General features: G+C 71.7%; 14 protein-coding genes and 2 tRNA genes. 11 read left to right on the top strand and 5 right to left on the bottom strand.

Annotated elements, in window-relative coordinates; translation table 11 throughout:
• The first annotated feature begins 15 nt into the window (after positions 1-15).
• Positions 16-1,317, top strand: a complete 1,302-nt coding sequence (locus tag ABZ671_RS06145) for an MFS transporter (protein WP_357852044.1) — start codon at positions 16-18, stop codon at positions 1,315-1,317.
• 33 nt (positions 1,318-1,350) lie between these two features.
• On the opposite strand, the gene ABZ671_RS06140 is transcribed toward ABZ671_RS06145, so the two are convergent.
• Positions 1,351-1,593, bottom strand: coding sequence for a mycoredoxin (locus ABZ671_RS06140; RefSeq protein WP_357852041.1), 243 nt, complete (start codon positions 1,591-1,593; stop codon positions 1,351-1,353).
• A gap of 93 nt (positions 1,594-1,686) precedes the next feature.
• Here ABZ671_RS06140 and ABZ671_RS06135 point away from each other — a divergent pair, with 93 nt between their 5' ends.
• The 3 genes from ABZ671_RS06135 (at position 1,687) to ABZ671_RS06125 (ending at position 4,728) form a co-directional block, all read left to right on the top strand.
• Entirely contained in the window at positions 1,687-3,846 is a 2,160-nt protein-coding gene (locus tag ABZ671_RS06135; RefSeq protein WP_357852038.1) for an ATP-dependent DNA helicase UvrD2, read from the top strand.
• A 124-nt stretch (positions 3,847-3,970) separates the two neighbouring features.
• Positions 3,971-4,222 (top strand): hypothetical protein, encoded by a 252-nt coding sequence (locus ABZ671_RS06130; protein WP_357852035.1) that lies wholly within the window; start codon positions 3,971-3,973, stop codon positions 4,220-4,222.
• Between the two features lie 140 nt (positions 4,223-4,362).
• The gene (locus ABZ671_RS06125) at positions 4,363-4,728 is read left to right on the top strand and encodes a WhiB family transcriptional regulator (RefSeq protein ID WP_357852032.1); all 366 of its coding nucleotides are present in this window, start codon (positions 4,363-4,365) and stop codon (positions 4,726-4,728) included.
• Positions 4,729-5,088: 360 nt separating this feature from the next.
• Here ABZ671_RS06125 and ABZ671_RS06120 read toward each other — a convergent pair whose 3' ends face one another.
• From ABZ671_RS06120 to ABZ671_RS06110, 3 genes are all read right to left on the bottom strand, one after another.
• Positions 5,089-6,435 carry an AarF/ABC1/UbiB kinase family protein gene (locus ABZ671_RS06120; protein WP_357852029.1) on the bottom strand — a complete coding sequence of 449 codons (1,347 nt, stop codon included), beginning with the start codon at positions 6,433-6,435 and terminating at the stop codon, positions 5,089-5,091.
• A gap of 10 nt (positions 6,436-6,445) precedes the next feature.
• A complete protein-coding gene (locus tag ABZ671_RS06115; RefSeq protein ID WP_357852026.1) occupies positions 6,446-7,564 on the bottom strand; it encodes a TOMM precursor leader peptide-binding protein in 1,119 nt (372 codons plus the stop codon).
• Positions 7,565-7,797: 233 nt separating this feature from the next.
• A complete protein-coding gene (locus ABZ671_RS06110) occupies positions 7,798-7,965 on the bottom strand; it encodes a DUF5679 domain-containing protein (protein ID WP_012014940.1) in 168 nt (55 codons plus the stop codon).
• Between the two features lie 465 nt (positions 7,966-8,430).
• Between ABZ671_RS06110 and ABZ671_RS06105 the strand changes: the two genes are divergently transcribed.
• Together ABZ671_RS06105 and ABZ671_RS06100 are read left to right on the top strand one after the other, a co-directional pair.
• Positions 8,431-8,952, top strand: coding sequence for a M48 family metallopeptidase (locus tag ABZ671_RS06105; RefSeq protein WP_357852023.1), 522 nt, complete (start codon positions 8,431-8,433; stop codon positions 8,950-8,952).
• Between the two features lie 240 nt (positions 8,953-9,192).
• Entirely contained in the window at positions 9,193-9,807 is a 615-nt protein-coding gene (locus ABZ671_RS06100; RefSeq protein ID WP_357852020.1) for a hypothetical protein, read from the top strand.
• 20 nt (positions 9,808-9,827) lie between these two features.
• Here the strand turns inward: ABZ671_RS06100 and ABZ671_RS06095 are convergent, their stop codons facing one another.
• On the bottom strand, positions 9,828-11,102 hold the full coding sequence (locus tag ABZ671_RS06095; RefSeq protein ID WP_357852018.1) for a zinc-dependent metalloprotease: 1,275 nt from the start codon (positions 11,100-11,102) through the stop codon (positions 9,828-9,830).
• A 116-nt stretch (positions 11,103-11,218) separates the two neighbouring features.
• Between ABZ671_RS06095 and ABZ671_RS06090 the strand changes: the two genes are divergently transcribed.
• From ABZ671_RS06090 to ABZ671_RS06070, 5 genes are all read left to right on the top strand, one after another.
• The gene (locus ABZ671_RS06090; RefSeq protein ID WP_357852015.1) at positions 11,219-12,232 is read left to right on the top strand and encodes a PDZ domain-containing protein; all 1,014 of its coding nucleotides are present in this window, start codon (positions 11,219-11,221) and stop codon (positions 12,230-12,232) included.
• A 123-nt stretch (positions 12,233-12,355) separates the two neighbouring features.
• A complete protein-coding gene (locus ABZ671_RS06085) occupies positions 12,356-15,331 on the top strand; it encodes a UPF0182 family protein (protein ID WP_357852012.1) in 2,976 nt (991 codons plus the stop codon).
• 100 nt (positions 15,332-15,431) lie between these two features.
• Positions 15,432-15,505: transfer RNA gene (locus tag ABZ671_RS06080), tRNA-Met, on the top strand.
• 158 nt (positions 15,506-15,663) lie between these two features.
• Positions 15,664-15,737 (top strand) — tRNA-Met (locus ABZ671_RS06075).
• Positions 15,738-15,841: 104 nt separating this feature from the next.
• Complete coding sequence (locus ABZ671_RS06070; protein WP_357852009.1) at positions 15,842-16,441, top strand: helix-turn-helix domain-containing protein; 600 nt, start codon at positions 15,842-15,844, stop codon at positions 16,439-16,441.
• Positions 16,442-16,525: the final 84 nt, after the last annotated feature.

Here is a 16,525-nt window from a genome sequence, read left to right as displayed (position 1 = left end):
GCCGGAGGGAACCTGATGCGCATCGTGCTGCGCCGCCCCGACTTCCGCCTGCTCTTCGTCGCCCTGCTGGCCAGCATGGCGGCCGAGTCGGTCCTGCTGCTGGCCCTCGCCGTCTGGGCGAAGGACCTGACCGGATCGGACGGCATGGCCGGGGCGACCATCTTCGCGATCATCGCGCCGATGACGCTGGCGCCGCTGGTCGGCTGGATCGTCGACCGGTGCCGCCGCCGGCCCTTTTTCGTGGCCGCCAACCTCGGCACGGCGGTGCTGCTCGCACCGCTCTTCGCGGTCCGCGACCGCGCCGACATCTGGATCATCTACGCGGTGGCCGCCTGCTACGGCCTGTCGTACATCGCGTTGAGCGCGGCCCTGAGCGGGCTGATCCGACAACTGGTGCCGAGCGAGCTGCTGGCCGACGCGAACGGGGTGCTGCAAACCGTCCGGCAGGGCCTGCGGCTGGTGGGTCCGCTCGCCGGGGCCGGGCTCTACGCCGCGATCGGGGGGTGGCTGCTGGTCGCCCTCGCCATGACCGGCTTCCTCGCCGCCGCGGCCGTGGTCGGCCTGCTCCGCGTCGCCGAGTCCGGGCCGTCCGGGCCGTCCGGCGCCGACCTGAGCTGGCCGGCCGAGCTGGGTGCCGGCCTGCGGCACCTGGCCGGCGAGCCCGCGCTGCGCCGCGCCCTGCTCGGCTACGGGCTCGGCTCGCTGGTGATGGGCTTCACCGAGTCGCTGATCTTCGCGTACGTCGACCTGGGGCTGCACCGGGAGGCCGCCTTCGTGGGCGTGCTCGTCACCGTGCAGGGCGTCGGCGGGCTGCTCGGCGGGCTCGTCTCGGCCGCCGTGGTGCGCCGGGCCGGGGAGGTGGGGTCGCTCGCCGCCGGGGTGACCTTCTTCGGGCCGGCCGCGCTGGCGCTGGCGTATCCCCGGCTCTGGCTCGGCGTGGTGGCGCTGCTGCTGGCCGGGGTGTCCCTGCCGCTGACCATGGTGGGGCTCAACACGCTGATCCAGCGGCGCACCCCGGCGAGGTTGGTCGGCCGGGTCGCCGCCGCCTCCGAGGCGTTGGTCAGCGGCCCGCAGGCGCTCTCCATCGGCACCGGCGCCCTGCTCGTCGGAGTCTTCGACTATCGCCTGCTCTTCGCCCTGGTCGGGATGGTCACCACCGCCGCCGGCGCCTACCTCTGGCACCACCGCCACCTGACCCCACCCGCCCAACCTCACCCCCCACTGCCCCGCACCCCTCACATTCCCGCCCCGCGCCGCCCGCTGCCTCCCGTTGATCACGAGGTTGCCGTGGTGGCACGTCGATCCCGAGGCCGCTGACCTCATGATCAACGGAGGGTGGCGGCAGCGGGGTCAGCCGGGGAGGGTGGACAGGTGGGTTTTGACCTGGGTGATCGAGGGGTTGGTCAGGGCGCTGCCGTCGGTGAAACGCAGGGTCGGGACGGTCTGGTTGCCGCCGTTGACGCTCATCACGAACTCCGCGGCCTGCGGGTCCTGCTCGATGTCGACCACCTCGTAGGCGATGCCCTCCCGGTCGAGCTGCGACTTCAGCCGGTGGCAGTAGCCGCACCACGGCGTCGAATACATCGTCAACATGGTCAGATCCTCCAAGGGGGATGGCTCGCGCCTGGCTCGATCAGGCCAGGCTAACCGTTTCAACATCGTCGGCGGCTGGGATGATTCCTCGCTGTGGTGGTTCACTCAGCGGCGGAACGGGTGCTGGCCGGTCTGGATCCGGAGCAGCGGTCCGCGGTGACCGCACCGGCCGGCCCGGTCTGCATCCTGGCTGGCGCCGGCACCGGCAAGACCCGGGCGGTGACCGCCCGGATCGCCCACCGCGCGCTCACCGGTGAGATCTCCCCCCGGCACGTGTTGGCGGTCACCTTCACCGCCCGCGCCGCCGCCGAGATGCGACACCGAATCGCCCTGATCGGGGTGCCAGGTGTGCAGGCACGCACCTTTCATTCCGCCGCTTTGCGCCAGGTGCGCTACTTCGCGCCCCGGCTGCTGGCCGGTCGCGCCATGCCGGAGCTGCTGGACAGCAAGGTCCGGATGGTCACCCTGGCCGCCGCCAAGGTGGGCCTGCGCGCCGACCGGGCCGCCGCCCGCGACCTCGCCGGTGAGATCGAGTGGGCCAAGTCGTCCCTGGTCGAGCCCGGGGAGTACGTGGTGGCCGCGGCCAAGGCGCTGCGCGAGACCCCGCACGAGCCGGCGAAGGTGGCCGAGGTCTTCACCGCGTACGAGCGGCTCAAGCGCGGCACCGGCGTGATCGACTTCGAGGACATGCTGCGCGCCGCGGTCTGGGGCATCGAGGAGCACGCCGACGTGGCCGAGCAGGTACGCGGCCAGTACCGGCACTTCGTCGTCGACGAGTACCAGGACGTCAACCCGCTACAGCAGCGGCTGCTGGACGCCTGGCTCGGCGGCCGGGACGACCTCACCGTGGTCGGCGACGCCAGCCAGACGATCTACTCGTTCACCGGGGCGACCTCGTCGTACCTGGTCGACTTCCCGCGCCGGCACCGCACCGCCACGGTGGTCCGGCTGGTCCGCGACTACCGCTCGACGCCGCAGGTGGTCGGGCTGGCCAACGCCGTGATCTCGCAGGCCCGGGGCGCCGAGGCCCGGCTGCGGCTGGAGTTGCACGGCCAGCGCCCGCCGGGCCCGGAACCCGATCTGCGGATCTTCACCGATGAGCCGGCCGAGGCCAACGCCGTCGCCGCCCGCTGCCGGGCCTTGATCGACAGCGGCACCCCGGCCCGGGAGATCGCGGTGCTGTTCCGCACCAACGCGCAGTCCGAGGCGTACGAGAAGGCGCTCACCGAGGCGCGGGTGCCGTATCAGGTGCAGGGGGCGGAACGCTTCTTCGAGCGACCCGAGGTGCGGCAGGCGATGGTGGCGCTGCGCGCCGCCACCCGCTCGATCGACGGCTCGATCCCGCTGCCGGCCGCCGTGGTCGAGGGGCTCGCCGCCGTCGGCTGGGCGCCCGACGCGCCCCCGCCCGGCGGCGCCGCCCGCGAGCGGTGGGAGGCGCTCGCCGCGCTGGTCCAGCTCGCCGAGGAGTACGCCGCCACGCCCGAGGTGGTGCCGATCGGGGAGGCCGCCGCGGTCGAGCGCCCGGTGACCCTGGCCGACTTCAACGAGGAGCTGGCCCGGCGGGCGGCCCAGCAGCACGTGCCCACCGTGGAGGGGGTGACGCTCGCCTCGCTGCATTCCGCCAAGGGTCTGGAGTGGGACGCGGTCTTCCTGGTCGGCCTGGTCGAGGGCACCCTGCCCACCTCCTACGCGAAGACCACCGAGCAGGTCGAGGAGGAACGGCGGCTGCTCTACGTCGGGATCACCCGGGCGCGGGAGTGGCTCTGGCTGTCGTACGCCGTGGCCCGCTCGCCGGGCGGACGGGCCCGGCGGCCCTCCCGGTTCCTGCCGCAGCTCGATCGCTCGGGCGGCGCCGAGCGGGCCGGTGCCGGCGCGGCCCGGCGGACCGAGCGGCGCCGGATCCAGGTGGTCTCCTGCCGGATCTGCGGTGCCACCCTGCTGGCCGGGGCAGATCGGAAGCTGGGACGTTGCCCGACCTGCCCGTCCGACCTGGACGAGGAGCTGTACGAGCGGCTGCGCGAGTGGCGGCAGCGGGTGGCCGAGGCGCAGCGGGTGCCGGCATACGTGGTCTTCACCGACGCGACGCTCACCGCCTTGGCCGAGCGGAAGCCCGGACGAAGCGAGGAGCTCATCGCGATCGCCGGGATCGGCCCCCGCAAAGTGGGACTTTACGGCGATACCGTGCTGGCCCTGGTGGGGGGCGCGGCGGTCGACGATGTCTGCCCGCAGAAAAGTTTCGAATCTGACCGTTAAATCGTTTGCCCTCGCCCCGAGGCGAGGAATAGCCTCAGGACACACCTCGCGAGCGGCGCCATTCTGGCTGCTCATGAGGGACGAGTCCACGGTCGGCACGAGGAAAGTCAGGGAGGTGGCCCCAATGGAGATCTACATCTACGAGCGTCCGGCGGCGATGCCAGCTGCCTGCGTTCCGCTGTCGGCCGTCCGGGTGGCCCTTGCCGCTCGACCGTCGGTCTCGCAGCCGCACCAGGCCCAGGTTCAGGCCGAGCTGAACCTTGCCGTGGCGCCGCTGGCGGGGATCGAGGGGACCAGTGGCTTCACGGGCATGGGCATCGGCGTCAAGAAGCGCACGGATGTCCGCGGCGTTCCACCTCGAGGTAGACCGGTCTGATCCACAGACCACCGGCTCACCTCGAGGCCGCGGAACCCGTAAACCGGGATCCGCGGCCTCAGTTTTTTGCACCGCCGTAACGCCGAAGTACGTCGGGAAAGCGATCCACGAGATCGAAGTGAGAGAGAGGTGACCGGAGGATGAGTCTGGCGTTGGCCCCGCTCGACGTGAGCGTCGAGGTGGAGGCGAACCTGCCCTGCCGGAAGTTCGACCCCGACCTGTGGTTCTCTGACGCGCCCACCGAGCTGGAGTTGGCCAAGTCGCTCTGCGGGGACTGCCCGCTGCGCGTCGAGTGCCTCGCCGGTGCGGTCGAGCGCGCCGAGCCGTGGGGAGTCTGGGGCGGCGAGATCTTCGAGCGTGGCGCGGTCGTCCCGCGCAAGCGGCCCCGCGGCCGTCCGCGCAAGGAGGACCTCGCCCGCGACGCCCAGCTCCGGGTCGAGGCCGAGGCGCGACTGGTGGCCAGTGGGCTGTCCGAGTCGCGCAACGCCGTCCGGCTGGCGGCCTGACACCCCCCGTTCCACACGTCCCCGCCGGTGATCCACCGGCCGCGAGAAAGCCGAATCGATGATGCACCTGCCGAATGGAACCGAGATGCAACTACTTCACGAAGCGTTGTCCCGGGCTCGAATGCCCCGGCCTCAGGCCGGTCGCACCACCACGAGCACTGAGGCAACCCGTTCCGCCCGTACCGTCGCCATGAAGAGCCGGAGCCGATCCGCTCGCGACCTGGGCGTTCTCTAGATCACTACCAGTACGACGGGGGCGGCGGCCGGATGGCCGCCGCCCCCGCGGCGTCTCCGTGGCGGCCCCAGCGGGTGGCCGCGCAGCGGCGGGCCTTGGCGCCCCGATGACGGCCGCTCCGGCGCTCAGGCCACCGGGGCGAAGCCGGGCAACCAGCGTTCCAGGATCGCCCGGTAGGGGGCCTTCGCCTCCAACTGGCAGAGCACGCCGATCGAGCCCAGCGTCACCCGGTGGATCAGCAGGTAGGACGGGGGCAGGTTGAGCTGGCGGCTCAGCTGGAACGAGGGCGACCGCGGGCTGGCCAGCCGGGTGGCCTCGGCGCGCAGCCAGGCCCGGGTGAACCGGAACTCCTCCTCGGCGACCGGGGTCAGCATCGGCTGGAGCCACTCCAGCAGCGCCTGCGCGTCGATCGGCTCGGTCTGGCTGACGAAACCCTCGTCGCGTAGCCCGTTCACCACGCCTTCCGCGTCGCCACGGATCGCCCGCGCGGCGATCCGGCCGATCGGCTCGGGGGTGCCCTCCGGCATCCGCGCCACCGCGCCGAAGTCGAGCACGCCGAGCCGGCCGTCGGGAAGCAGCCGGAAGTTGCCCGGATGCGGGTCGGCGTGCAGCAGCCCGGCGCGCATCGGCGCGGACAGGTGCAGCTCGGCCATCAGCCGCCCGGCCTGGTCGCGCTGCTCCTCGGTGCCGTTGCGGATGATCTCCGCGAGCGGGATGCCCGCCACCCACTCGGTGATCAGCACTCGGGGCGCGGCGTCCAGCACGGCCGGAATGAAGATCTGCGGGTCGTCGGCGTACGCCGCGGCGAAGGCGCGCTGCGACTCGGCCTCCAACTCGTAGTCCAGCTCCTCGGTGATCCGTTCACGCAGCTCGACCAGGAGCGGCTTGACGTCCAGCCCGGGCTGGATCGCGCGAAACATTCCGCCCAACCGGGAGAGCTGCTTCAGGTCCGCGAGCAGGGCATCCCCGGCGCCGGGGTATTGAATCTTCACGGCGACGTCCCGGTGGTGCGGTGCGCCGCCCGGGCCGTACCCCGGGTCACGCCAGACCGCGTGGTGCACCTGGCCGATGCTGGCGGCGGCGGTCGGGGTGTCGTCGAACTCCACGAAGCGATCCCGCCAGCCCGGCCCGAGCTGCTCGGCCAGCACCTTGTGCACGGTCGCCGCGGGCAGCGGCGGGGCGGCCTCCTGGAGCTTGGTGAGCGCCTGGCGGTAGGGCCCGGCGATCTCCTCGGGCAGCGCTGCCTCGAAGACCGACAGCGCCTGGCCGAACTTCATCGCCCCGCCCTTGAGCTGCCCCAGCACGCTGAACAGCTGCTCGGCGGTGCGCTGTTGGATCTCGGCGGAGATGACCTCGGACGCGAGCCCGGTGACCCGCTTGCCCATGCCGAGGACGGTCCGCCCGGCGAAGCCGAGCGGCAGAGCGGCGAGCTTGGCGGTCCGGGACACGGCCCGGCGCGGGATGTCGGTCACCCGGTCATTGTTACCGACTCGACGGGCCCGCTGCTGGTGCGAACCCGGAGCGGGTGGTGCCGATTCGGCTCGGACGACGCCCCGAGCACCCGCAGGACGGGTGGGGCGGCCAGCGGCGGCGGCGGAGCCGACCGGCCCCGGCGATGTCGACGGCGCAGCCGAGGGTCTCCGGGGTGCCGCCGTCAAGGTGGGCCAGCACCTCCGCCGCCGCGTACGCCACCGCCGCCAGCTGGGTGGTGGCGGCGCATGGGCGCTCGGACCCGTCGGCCGCGAGCTGGGCGGCGAGTGCCGGCCAGTCCGGGTCACGGTCCACCCGGTGCAGGTCGAGACAGTTCAGGCAGGGACCCGTCGGTGGCCGTACCAGCGGGCCGACCACCGGCACGCCACCGCGCAGGTCGACCAGGAGGTGGGATTGGCGACGCTGCGCGTACCGGGCGGCCAGCAGGGCCGCGGGCCGGTCCGTGCCGAGCTGGACCACCAGGTTGACGTGGCCCCGTCGGAGCGGCAGCGGGCCGGTCTCCGTCCCCGGCGCGCACCGGCCGAGCGCGGCCCGGATGGCCGGGACCAGCGGTTGACCCAGCTCCGCGGCGGTCAGGCCGGCCCCGATCAGGTCGCCGGGGCGGACCGGGCCGGCCAGGTCGGGCGCCACGTGGCCGACACCCGCCTGGGCCAGCGCGACGGCGATCGCTCCACCAAGCCGGCCGGCACCGGTGATCAGCACCCGGGCGGCCCGGCGACGGCGCAGCACCTGGGCCGGCGTGCCGGCCAGCCCAGCGGTGGCCAGGGACAGGGCTTCGGCCTCACCGGCCAGCCGGGCCCGGACCGGCCCGGCGAGGTCGCGGGGGAGCAGGCTGTGCGCCGGTACGACGAGACCCGCCGCCCGAAGCGTGTCCAGCAGGATCCGGGCCTCCTCCGGCGTCACCTGGGTTGTGGCCGCGTACGCGAGGACGGCGCGCTCGCTGCGGGTGCCGTCCAACAGGTCGAGCAGGCGGACGGCCCGGGGGTTGGCCACTTCCAACAGGACGGCCCGCCCGGGCTCGAGACCGAGTTGCAGGGTGTGTCGGTCCCGCCAGAGCCGGGTCAGGCCCGGCAGGAGCGTCGGACGGGCGAGTGGGGTGCGGCCGGTCATGCCACGAATCGTGGCCGTGTCCGCGCTGTCCGTCGATCGTTGTCCACAGGTGCGCCGGTCTGTATCCAGGGCTGTCCACAGGTAGAACCGGTTTATCCACAACCGGGCGGTAGCAGTGTCGGTCAGCCGACAGCCCGGGGCTGAACGCGCCGCCGGGGGAGGGCGACCGCCGGCCGCACTCCCCCGGGTGGCGGTGGTGCCGGCGGCTCAGGGCCTGCCGGCACCTTCGCGAATCAGACCTTGGCCTTGCCGAGGATGCGGTTCACTGTTGTGCCACACACCGGGCACTTGCCCTTGGCCATGTTCATGCCGGTCTTCGAGACCTCCACGCGCCCCTCGAAGTCCCGCTTCTCCTTGCACTTCACGCAGTAACCGTTGTAGGTCTGGGCCTGGTCGGCCACGCTAGCCCTCCTCATCTCGTCCGCCGGCATGGCCGGCGGGTCTCCCTGCGGCGGGCCACGCGTGGCTCCGGCGCCGGGGGGTTCTCCGCGGTCACGCTCGTGACCGCTGGTTGGCGGACCCTACCCAGCTCTGGGGGGTTCCATGTCAGCTGTGCGTCGACTCTGTGAGCTAGCCGACGACGAGAGTGTGCATGCCGAGTTAGGTCGGATAAGTCAGTTTGGCGGGGACACGCCGGGTGAATGCCCACAGATTCCCCTTCGGGTGGCCCCGCGTGCGGCCCCGCCGGTAGATCACCTAACGTGTGCGGACGCTGGTGGGTGGCGGCCGTAAGGAAAATTTTCAGGACTTTTGGTAACCAACCGCTACTTTCCGGACGCTGATCGTCGTGTTGGCTCTTGCGGATCCCTGGTCAGTACGCATTAGCTTGCCTTCGTGACAGTCATCCGAGGCTGCGCGGACCACTGATGGCCGCGACGCGGAAGCCGGTCGTCGAGGTGCGGCGCAGTCAGCGCCGGCGACGCACGGTGTCCGCGTACCGGGACGGCGAACGGGTCGTGGTGCTCATCCCCGACCAGTTCTCCCGGGCCGAGGAGAGCGAGTGGGTCGACCGGATGCTGGCCCGGCTCGCCGCCCGGGAGGGCCGACTCGCCCGATCCGACTCGGAGCTGCTCGCTCGGGCCGCCCGTTTGATCAACCTCTACCTGCCCGAGCACGGTGCCACGGCCGTCCCGGCCAGCGTGCGCTGGGTCACCAACCAGAACGGCCGCTGGGGCTCCTGCACCCCCGCCGACCGCACCATCCGGATCTCTCACCGCATCCAGGACATGCCCGACTGGGTGATCGACTACGTGCTCCTGCACGAGCTGACGCACCTGATCGTGCCCAGCCACAACGACCAGTTCTGGGCCCTGGTCGGCCGGTACCCGAAGACCGAACGGGCCCGTGGCTACCTGGAGGGCGTCGCCTCCGTCGCCCTCGCCGGCTGAGGTCCGCCCCGCCTGGTCTGACCGGCCACCGCGAGCCGTCTCGCCCGGCGCGCCGTGACCGGGCGCCGACCTTCGTTCGCACGCTACGAACTTGATGACGTGGACGACTCAGGCGCTCGTGACTCGTTTACGTCATCAGGTTCGTAGCTTCCATGAGGCCATACCCGCCCCGCTGCGGGTGCGTCACCCGGGACCGGCGGCGGGTCCGCCGTGTGGTGCGGCCCGGGTTAGGGTCGCACCGTGGCTCGACGCGTGGTGGTGGCGTTGCTCGCCCCGGTGGCCTGGACGCCGCCGGGGATCGATCCGACGCGGTGGCGTACCGCGCTCGCCGAGGACGTCGTGGACCTGCTCGCCACGCTCAACGAGGTGGAGACCGCGGTGGCGGTGACGCCCGAGGACCGCTGGCTGGCCGAGGCCGTGGTCTGGCCGGGCACCGCCGTGTACGAGGTGTCGGCACCGACCGTCAACGCGGTCTTCGCCGCACTGGCCGGCACCGCGGGCGGGTACGACCAGGCGGCCGTGGTGGTCGCCGACGCGCCCGACCTGCCCGGGCTCACCCTCGGCAAACTGCTGCGACCGCTGTCCAGCCGCCCGGTGGCGGTCGCCCCGGTGGAGGGCGACGGCCCCGGCCTGCTGGGAGTGGCGGCCCGGCTGCCCGTACCCGAATGGTTGCCGGCGGTGGATCTGGACACGGCCGCGCCGGCCGACGTGCGCGCGGCCGCCCCGCGTCCCGGCGACGTGGCCGTCACCGCCGGCTGGCGCCGGCTGCGCGGGGCGGCCGACCTGGCCACCCTCGACCCGGCCTTCGAGGGCTGGGACGCCACCCGCGCCGTCCTCTCCGGTCGGGCGGACTGACACCGCCAAGATGGCGAGGGTCAGGAGGACCGGTCGTCGCCCTCGGGCGGGGACTGCTCCTCAGGAGCGCCGGGGGCGGTGAAGTCGAAGTTGGCCAACTCATCGTCCAGGTCGCTGCTCGTCGCGGCGAACGCCGCCGGGTTGGCGAAGTCGTCGTTCGAGGGGAGCAGATCAGGGTGGCCCCAGATCGCGTCCCGGCCGGCGATGCCGCGGTGCTCGGTCAGCGCCGACCAGAGCGCGGCCGCCTCGCGCAGCCGACGGGGCCGCAGCTCCAGGCCGACCAGAGCGGCGAAGGTCTGTTCGGCCGGCCCGCCCGCGGCCCGGCGCCGGCGGAACGCCTCGCCGAGGCGTACGACGTTGGGCAGCCGCTCACCGGCGGCGCTGTCGACGACGTGGCACACCCACCCCTCGACCAGGGCGAGCACGGTCTCCAGGCGGGCCAGGCTGGCCTTCTGCGCCGGCGTGTCCTCCGGCGTGAAAATGCCCTCCAGGGCGATCGCCTGCATCGACTCCGGGTCGGTCGGGTCGACCCGGCCCATCGCTTCCTCGATCGCCTCGCGGTTGACCCGGATGCCGGCAGCGTAGTTCTCCACCGCGGTGAACACGTGCCCGCGCAGCCACGGCACGTGCTGGAAGAGCCGCTGGTGGGCGGCCTCGCGCAGGGCCACGTAGAGGCGCACCTCGTCCTCGGGCAGTTCCAGGCCCTCGCCGTACGCCCGGATGTTGGCCGGGATGAGCGCGGCGGTGCCGGCCGGGCCGAGCGGCAGGCCGATGTCGCCGGCGGAGAGCACCTCGGCGGCGAGCGAGCCGAGCGCCTGGCCGAGTTGGCCGCCGAAGAGCGCACCGCCCAGCGTGGCGACCATCGACTGCATCGGGCCGAGCTGGGCCCGGGCCTCCGGAGGAACCAGATCTCCCATCGCGCCGACCATCCGGCTGGCCACCGGGTCGCAGAGCTTGCGCCAGACGTCGAGGGTCTTGTAGATCCACTCGTTGCGGTTCCAGGCGACCGACGTCCGGATGCCGGAGGGCCACGAGGTGGCCGGCTCCAGCCAGAGGTCGGCGATGCGCAGCGCGTCTTCGACCGCGTTGCGTTCGAACGGCGAGACCGCCGGGTCGCCGGCGGCGGCGAGCTGACTCGCGGCCACCTGCCGGGCGAGGTCCCAGTTGACCGGCCCGCTGCCCGGCGCGGAGAGCAGGTGCTGCAACTGCGCCATGAACTGCTGCATCTGCGCGGGATCGTTGGGGTCTGGTGGTTGCCCACCCGGGAGCGCGAAGCCGAACGGAATATCAGGCACGTCGTCTACGGTACGCGGACGACGCCGCAGGTCGCGCCCGCCGGCATTGCGCTGAGGGCGAAGTCCGCCGGGTCGTCGAGCCGGGCGGCGGCGCCCCGCTCGGTACGCTCTGCCGCATGAGACGTCGCGGCGTGACCGTACTCCTCGGTGCACTGCTCACCGCCCTGCTCAGCATCGGTGCGTTGAGCATGCCCATCCCGTACGTGGTGCTCGGTCCCGGCCCGACGGTCAACACCCTCGGCACCTCGAACGGTAAGGAGATCATCGAGGTCACCGGCCGGTCGACCGCCACTTCCGCCGGGCAGTTGCGGCTCACCACGGTCGGGGTGCAGCCCACCGTCCGGCTCCGCTCGGCGCTGGCCGGCTGGTTCTCCTCCGACGAGGCGGTGGTGCCCCGCGAGCTGGTCTACCCACCCGGTGAGTCGCAGCAGCAGGTCGAGCAGCGCAACGCCGAGGACTTCCAGAACTCGCAGACCAGCGCGGAGACGGCGGCTCTGCGCAAGCTGGGCTATCCGGTCGAGGTGCTGGTGAAGGCGGTCACCCCGGGCGGGCCGTCGGTCAACGCGCTCAAGCCCGGCGACGTGCTCACCTCGGTCGACGGCCAGCAGGTGACCAGCGCCGCCCGGCTCACCGGCCTGATCCGGGCCAAGCCGGCCGGCAGCGCGCTGAGGATCGGATACACCCGGGACGGGCAGCCGGGCTCCGCCACGGTGACCAGCCGGGAGCAGGACGGCCGGCCGCGGATCGGCGTCGAGATCGACCAGCAGCAGCCGCACCCGTTCGAACTCAAGATCAACCTTGGGGACATCGGGGGGCCGAGCGCGGGGCTGATGTTCGCCCTGGGCATCATCGACAAGCTGGAGCCGGCCGACCTCACCGGCGGGAAGATCATCGCCGGCACCGGCACCATCGACGACGAGGGTCACGTCGGCCCCATCGGCGGGATCGCCCAGAAACTGGTCGGCGCCAAGAAGGCCGGGGCGAAGGCATTCCTGGTGCCCGTCGACAACTGCGCCGAGGCGGTCAGCAACGCGCAGCCCAACCTTCCGCTGCTCAAGGTGGCGTCGCTGGACGACGCGCTGAAGGCGTTGGAGACCCTGCGCGCCGGGGGGCAGCCGGCCCGCTGCTGAGGCGGTCCGGGCGTGGTGCGGAGGATCGTGACGTGACCTTGACCCGACGTGTCCAGGAATACCCCGTACTCTGGGTGCCTGGTCGGAGCCGATCACATCGAGCGTGCGGAGCCAACAGTGGTCATGCGTAGCAGCCCCCTGCCGAGAATGAGCCGGCGCGGACGCGCCACGATCGGGGTTCTGATCGGGGTGTTCCTACTCTTCACCCTGCTCGGGTGGGGGGTCAACGCCTGGACCGACTGGCTGTGGTTCGACGAGGTCCACTACACCCAGGTCTTCACCGGGGTCCTGGTCACCCGGCTGACGCTGTTCCTCGTGGTCGGGGCCAGCCTGGCGATGATCACCGCGGGCAATCTCTGGCTGGCGTACCGGCTGCGACCCCGGCTGCGCCCGCACTCACCCGAGCAGGCCACCCTGGAGCGCTACCGGATGCTGCTGAGCCCGCGGCTCGGCACCTGGATCGCCCTGGTCTCCGCCGTCATCGGGCTCTTCGCCGGGCTGTCGGCGCAGGGCCGGTGGGGTCAGTGGATGCTCTTCCGCAACGGCGGGAGCTTCGGTGTGCGGGACCCCGAATTCAAGGTCGACGTCGGTTTCTACGTCTTCCAGCTCCCGTTCTGGCGCTACCTGCTCGGCGTCGGCTTCACCGCGGTGGTGCTGGCCCTGCTCGGCGCGCTGGCCGTGCACTACCTCTACGGCGGGGTGCGCCTGCAGGGCGTCGGCGACCGGATGACCAACGCCGCCCGCGCCCACCTGAGCACGCTGGTCGCTGTCTTCGTCCTGCTCAAGGCGGTCGCGTACGTGCTGGACCAGCGGGCCATGCTGCTGGAGTACAACGAGGGCGCCAAGCTTTACGGCGCCGGCTACGCCGACGTGAACGCGCTGCTCCCGGCGAAGGAGATTCTCGCCTACATCGCGGTCGTGGTGGCGATCGCGATCATCGTGTTCTCCAACGCGGTGATGCGGAACCTGGTCTGGCCGGGCATCTCGCTCGCCCTGCTCGGGGTCTCGGCGGTGGCGATCGGCGGCATCTACCCGTGGGCGGTGCAGACCTTCGAGGTGAAGCCGAGCGCCCGCGACAAGGAGGCGCCGTACATCCAGCGCAGCATCGAGGCGACCCGGGCCGCGTTCGGGCTCGACACGAAGACCACCGCGTACCCGGCGAGCAATCTCGTCCCGCCGGCCAGCCTGGCCACCGACACCTCGGTGGTGTCGAACATCCGGCTGCTCGATCCGCAACTGGTCTCCCAGACGTACACCATGCTTCAGCAGGTGCGCGGCTTCTACGACTTCGGCGCGAAGCTGGACATCGACCGGTACACCGTGAGCGGCAAGACCTCCGACTACACGGTCGGCCTCCGGGAGATCAACTACGAGAGGCTGACCCCGCAGCAGAGCAACTGGATCAACCGACACACCGTCTACACCCACGGGTACGGATTGGTGGCCGCCCCGGCCAACCAGGTCTGCAACGGTGTGCCGTACTTCGTCTCGGGCTTCCTCGGGGAGCCGGCCAAGGAGACGCAGGGCTGCTCGTCGCCGACCGAGGAGATCCCGGCCGAGCAGCCGCGGATCTACTACGGCGAGCGGATGACGGACGACGACTACGCGATCGTCGGGCAGACCGGCGACCGCAACGTGGAGTTCGACCGCCCGATCTCGAGCGGTGGCGATCAGTACTACACCTACAGCGGTGCGGGTGGCGTCAAGATCGGCTCGTTCACCCGGCGGCTGCTCTATGCGATCAAGGAACAGGAGTCGAACTTCCTCCTCTCCGAGGCGATCAACTCCGACTCCAAGCTGCTCTACGTACGCAACCCCCGAGACCGGGTGGAGAAGGTCGCGCCGTTCCTCACCCTCGACGGTGACCCGTACCCGGCGGTGGTGAACGGCCGGGTGCTGTGGATCATCGACGGCTACACCACGGCCGCGACCTACCCCTACGCCGACCGGGTCAACCTGCAGACGGAGACGGCCGACGAGTTGACCGGGCGGGGCACCTTCCAGCTCGCCCGGGAAGACGTCAACTACATCCGCAACTCGGTCAAGGCGACCGTCGACGCGTACGACGGCACGGTCCGGCTGTACGAGTTCGACGACACCGACCCGGTGCTCAAGGCGTGGAACAAGGCGTTCGGCGGTGGCCTCGTGCTGCCCAAGGGCGAAATCCCGCCGGAGCTGACCGCCCACTTCCGCTACCCGGCGGACCTGTTCAAAGTGCAGCGCAACCTGCTCACCCGGTTCCACGTCACCGACCCGGGCGACTTCTACTCCGGGCAGGACTTCTGGGAGGTGCCGAACGCCCCGGACGCGCCGGACAGCGGGCAGCGGCAGCCGCCCTACTACCTCTTCACCCAGTTCCCCGGGCAGGACGACGGGCCACGCTTCCAGCTCACCTCCGCGGTCACCCCGAACCGCCGGCAGAACCTCGCCGCGCTGATCTCCGGGTCGTACGTCGACGGGCAGCCGCGGCTGGAGGTGCTGGAACTGCCGGACCAGACCCGGACCGGTGGCCCGGTCCAGGTGCATCAGCAGATGACCAACGACGGCGACATCCGGCAGCAGCTCAACCTGCTCTCGTCCAACCAGGCGCAGGTGCAGTACGGCAACCTGCTCTCGCTGCCCTTCGCCGACGGCATGCTCTACGTCGAGCCGGTCTACGTGAAGAGCAACCAGCAGGACGCGTTCCCGCTGCTGCAGAAGGTGCTGGTCTCCTACGGCGACGGCAGTTCGTACGTGGTGTTGGCCAACAACATCAGCGACGGCATCAAGCAACTCGTCGAGAAGGGCAAGCGGGCGGGTGCCGGCACCCCGCCGGCCGACCCGGGCGGCAACCCGCCGAGCGGTGACAATCCCCCGGCCACCGCTGAGCCGGTGTTCACCGGGGAGCTGGCTCAGGCCGCCGACCGGGTGCAGAGCGCCATCGCCGAGGTCAAGGCCGCCCAGACGTCCGGTGACTTCGAGCGGTACGGCCGGGCGTTGAAGACGTTGGACGAGGCGATGACCGCGTTCCAGCGGGCGCAGGAGGCGGCCAAGCCGGCAGCCAGCGGCAGCCCGGCCGCGTCATCCCCGCCCTCGCCCTCGCCGTCACCGAACGGCTGACACCGGCCCGACCCCCGTGGCCCGCAAGACCCGAAGCGGTCTCGCGGGCCACGGCCGTTTTGCGCCCAGTGGGGTCCGTGCGCTACGGTTAACGAGCCGACGCGGGGTGGAGCAGCTCGGTAGCTCGCTGGGCTCATAACCCAGAGGTCGCAGGTTCAAATCCTGTCCCCGCTACTCATGACGAAGGGCCCCGGAGATTTCTCCGGGGCCCTTCGCCGTTCCGCGCCACCGGCGCGGAGGGCGCCGCCCGCAAGGGTGGCGGCACGCGCCGCAGCGAAAGGTCGGACCCGGCTGATCTCCACGGCGGGGATGCGATAGGCTGTACATAGCGACGCGGGGTGGAGCAGCTCGGTAGCTCGCTGGGCTCATAACCCAGAGGTCGCAGGTTCAAATCCTGTCCCCGCTACTCATGACGAAGGGCCCCGGAGATTTCTCCGGGGCCCTTCGTCGTTCCCGAGAACCGATCGCGGAGGGCTTGCTCGGCAATTTCTGAGAGCCTACTCTCGAAACATGTCTCTCAGAAATCCAGGCGAGCAGGGCAACCCATACGGTGATCTGGAACTGACCGACCCGAAGGCGATGCGGGCGCTGTCGCACCCGGTCCGGCTAGCCATCCTGTCGCGGCTCCAGCGGTACGGCGCGGCGACCGCCACCGAACTCTCCGAGCACGTCGGCGCGACGCCCTCGGTGACCAGCTGGCACCTGCGGCACCTGGCGGGGTTCGGGCTGGTCCGCGACAGCGGCACCGGCGGGGACGCGCGGAAGCGGTACTGGGAGGCGAGCACCCGGGGATTCCGGTTCGACTTCCCCGACGACGAGGAGGGGCGGGCCGCCAGCCAGGTGCTGAGCCAGGCGCTGTTCGCGCAGTACGCAGACGCCCCGCAGCGGTGGATGACCGGGGTCGAGCCGCGGCTCGAACCGGAGTGGCGGCGGGAGGCGGGCGTGTCGAACACCGGCGTACGGCTGACCGTGGCCGAGTTGGCCGCCGTCAACGCCGCGATCGAGCAGGTGCTCGCGCCGTACGTCACCCGGGACGCCGCCGACCAGCCGCCGGACGCCCGGCACGTTCGCCTCATGCGCTACGTCATGCCCGAGGCGGAGGAGCGGTGACCGGCCCGGCCGCGCCGCGCCGATCGCTGCTCCGCGAGCCCGGCTTCCGGTCGTTCTTCGTCGCGCACACCGTCTCGCAGTTCG

It is taken from the genome of Micromonospora sp. NPDC006766, assembly GCF_040636055.1.
Classification (GTDB): Bacteria; Actinomycetota; Actinomycetes; order Mycobacteriales; family Micromonosporaceae; genus Micromonospora.
The sequence above is the reverse complement of the archived record's forward strand: the minus strand, read 5'-3'. Positions and strand labels throughout refer to the sequence as shown.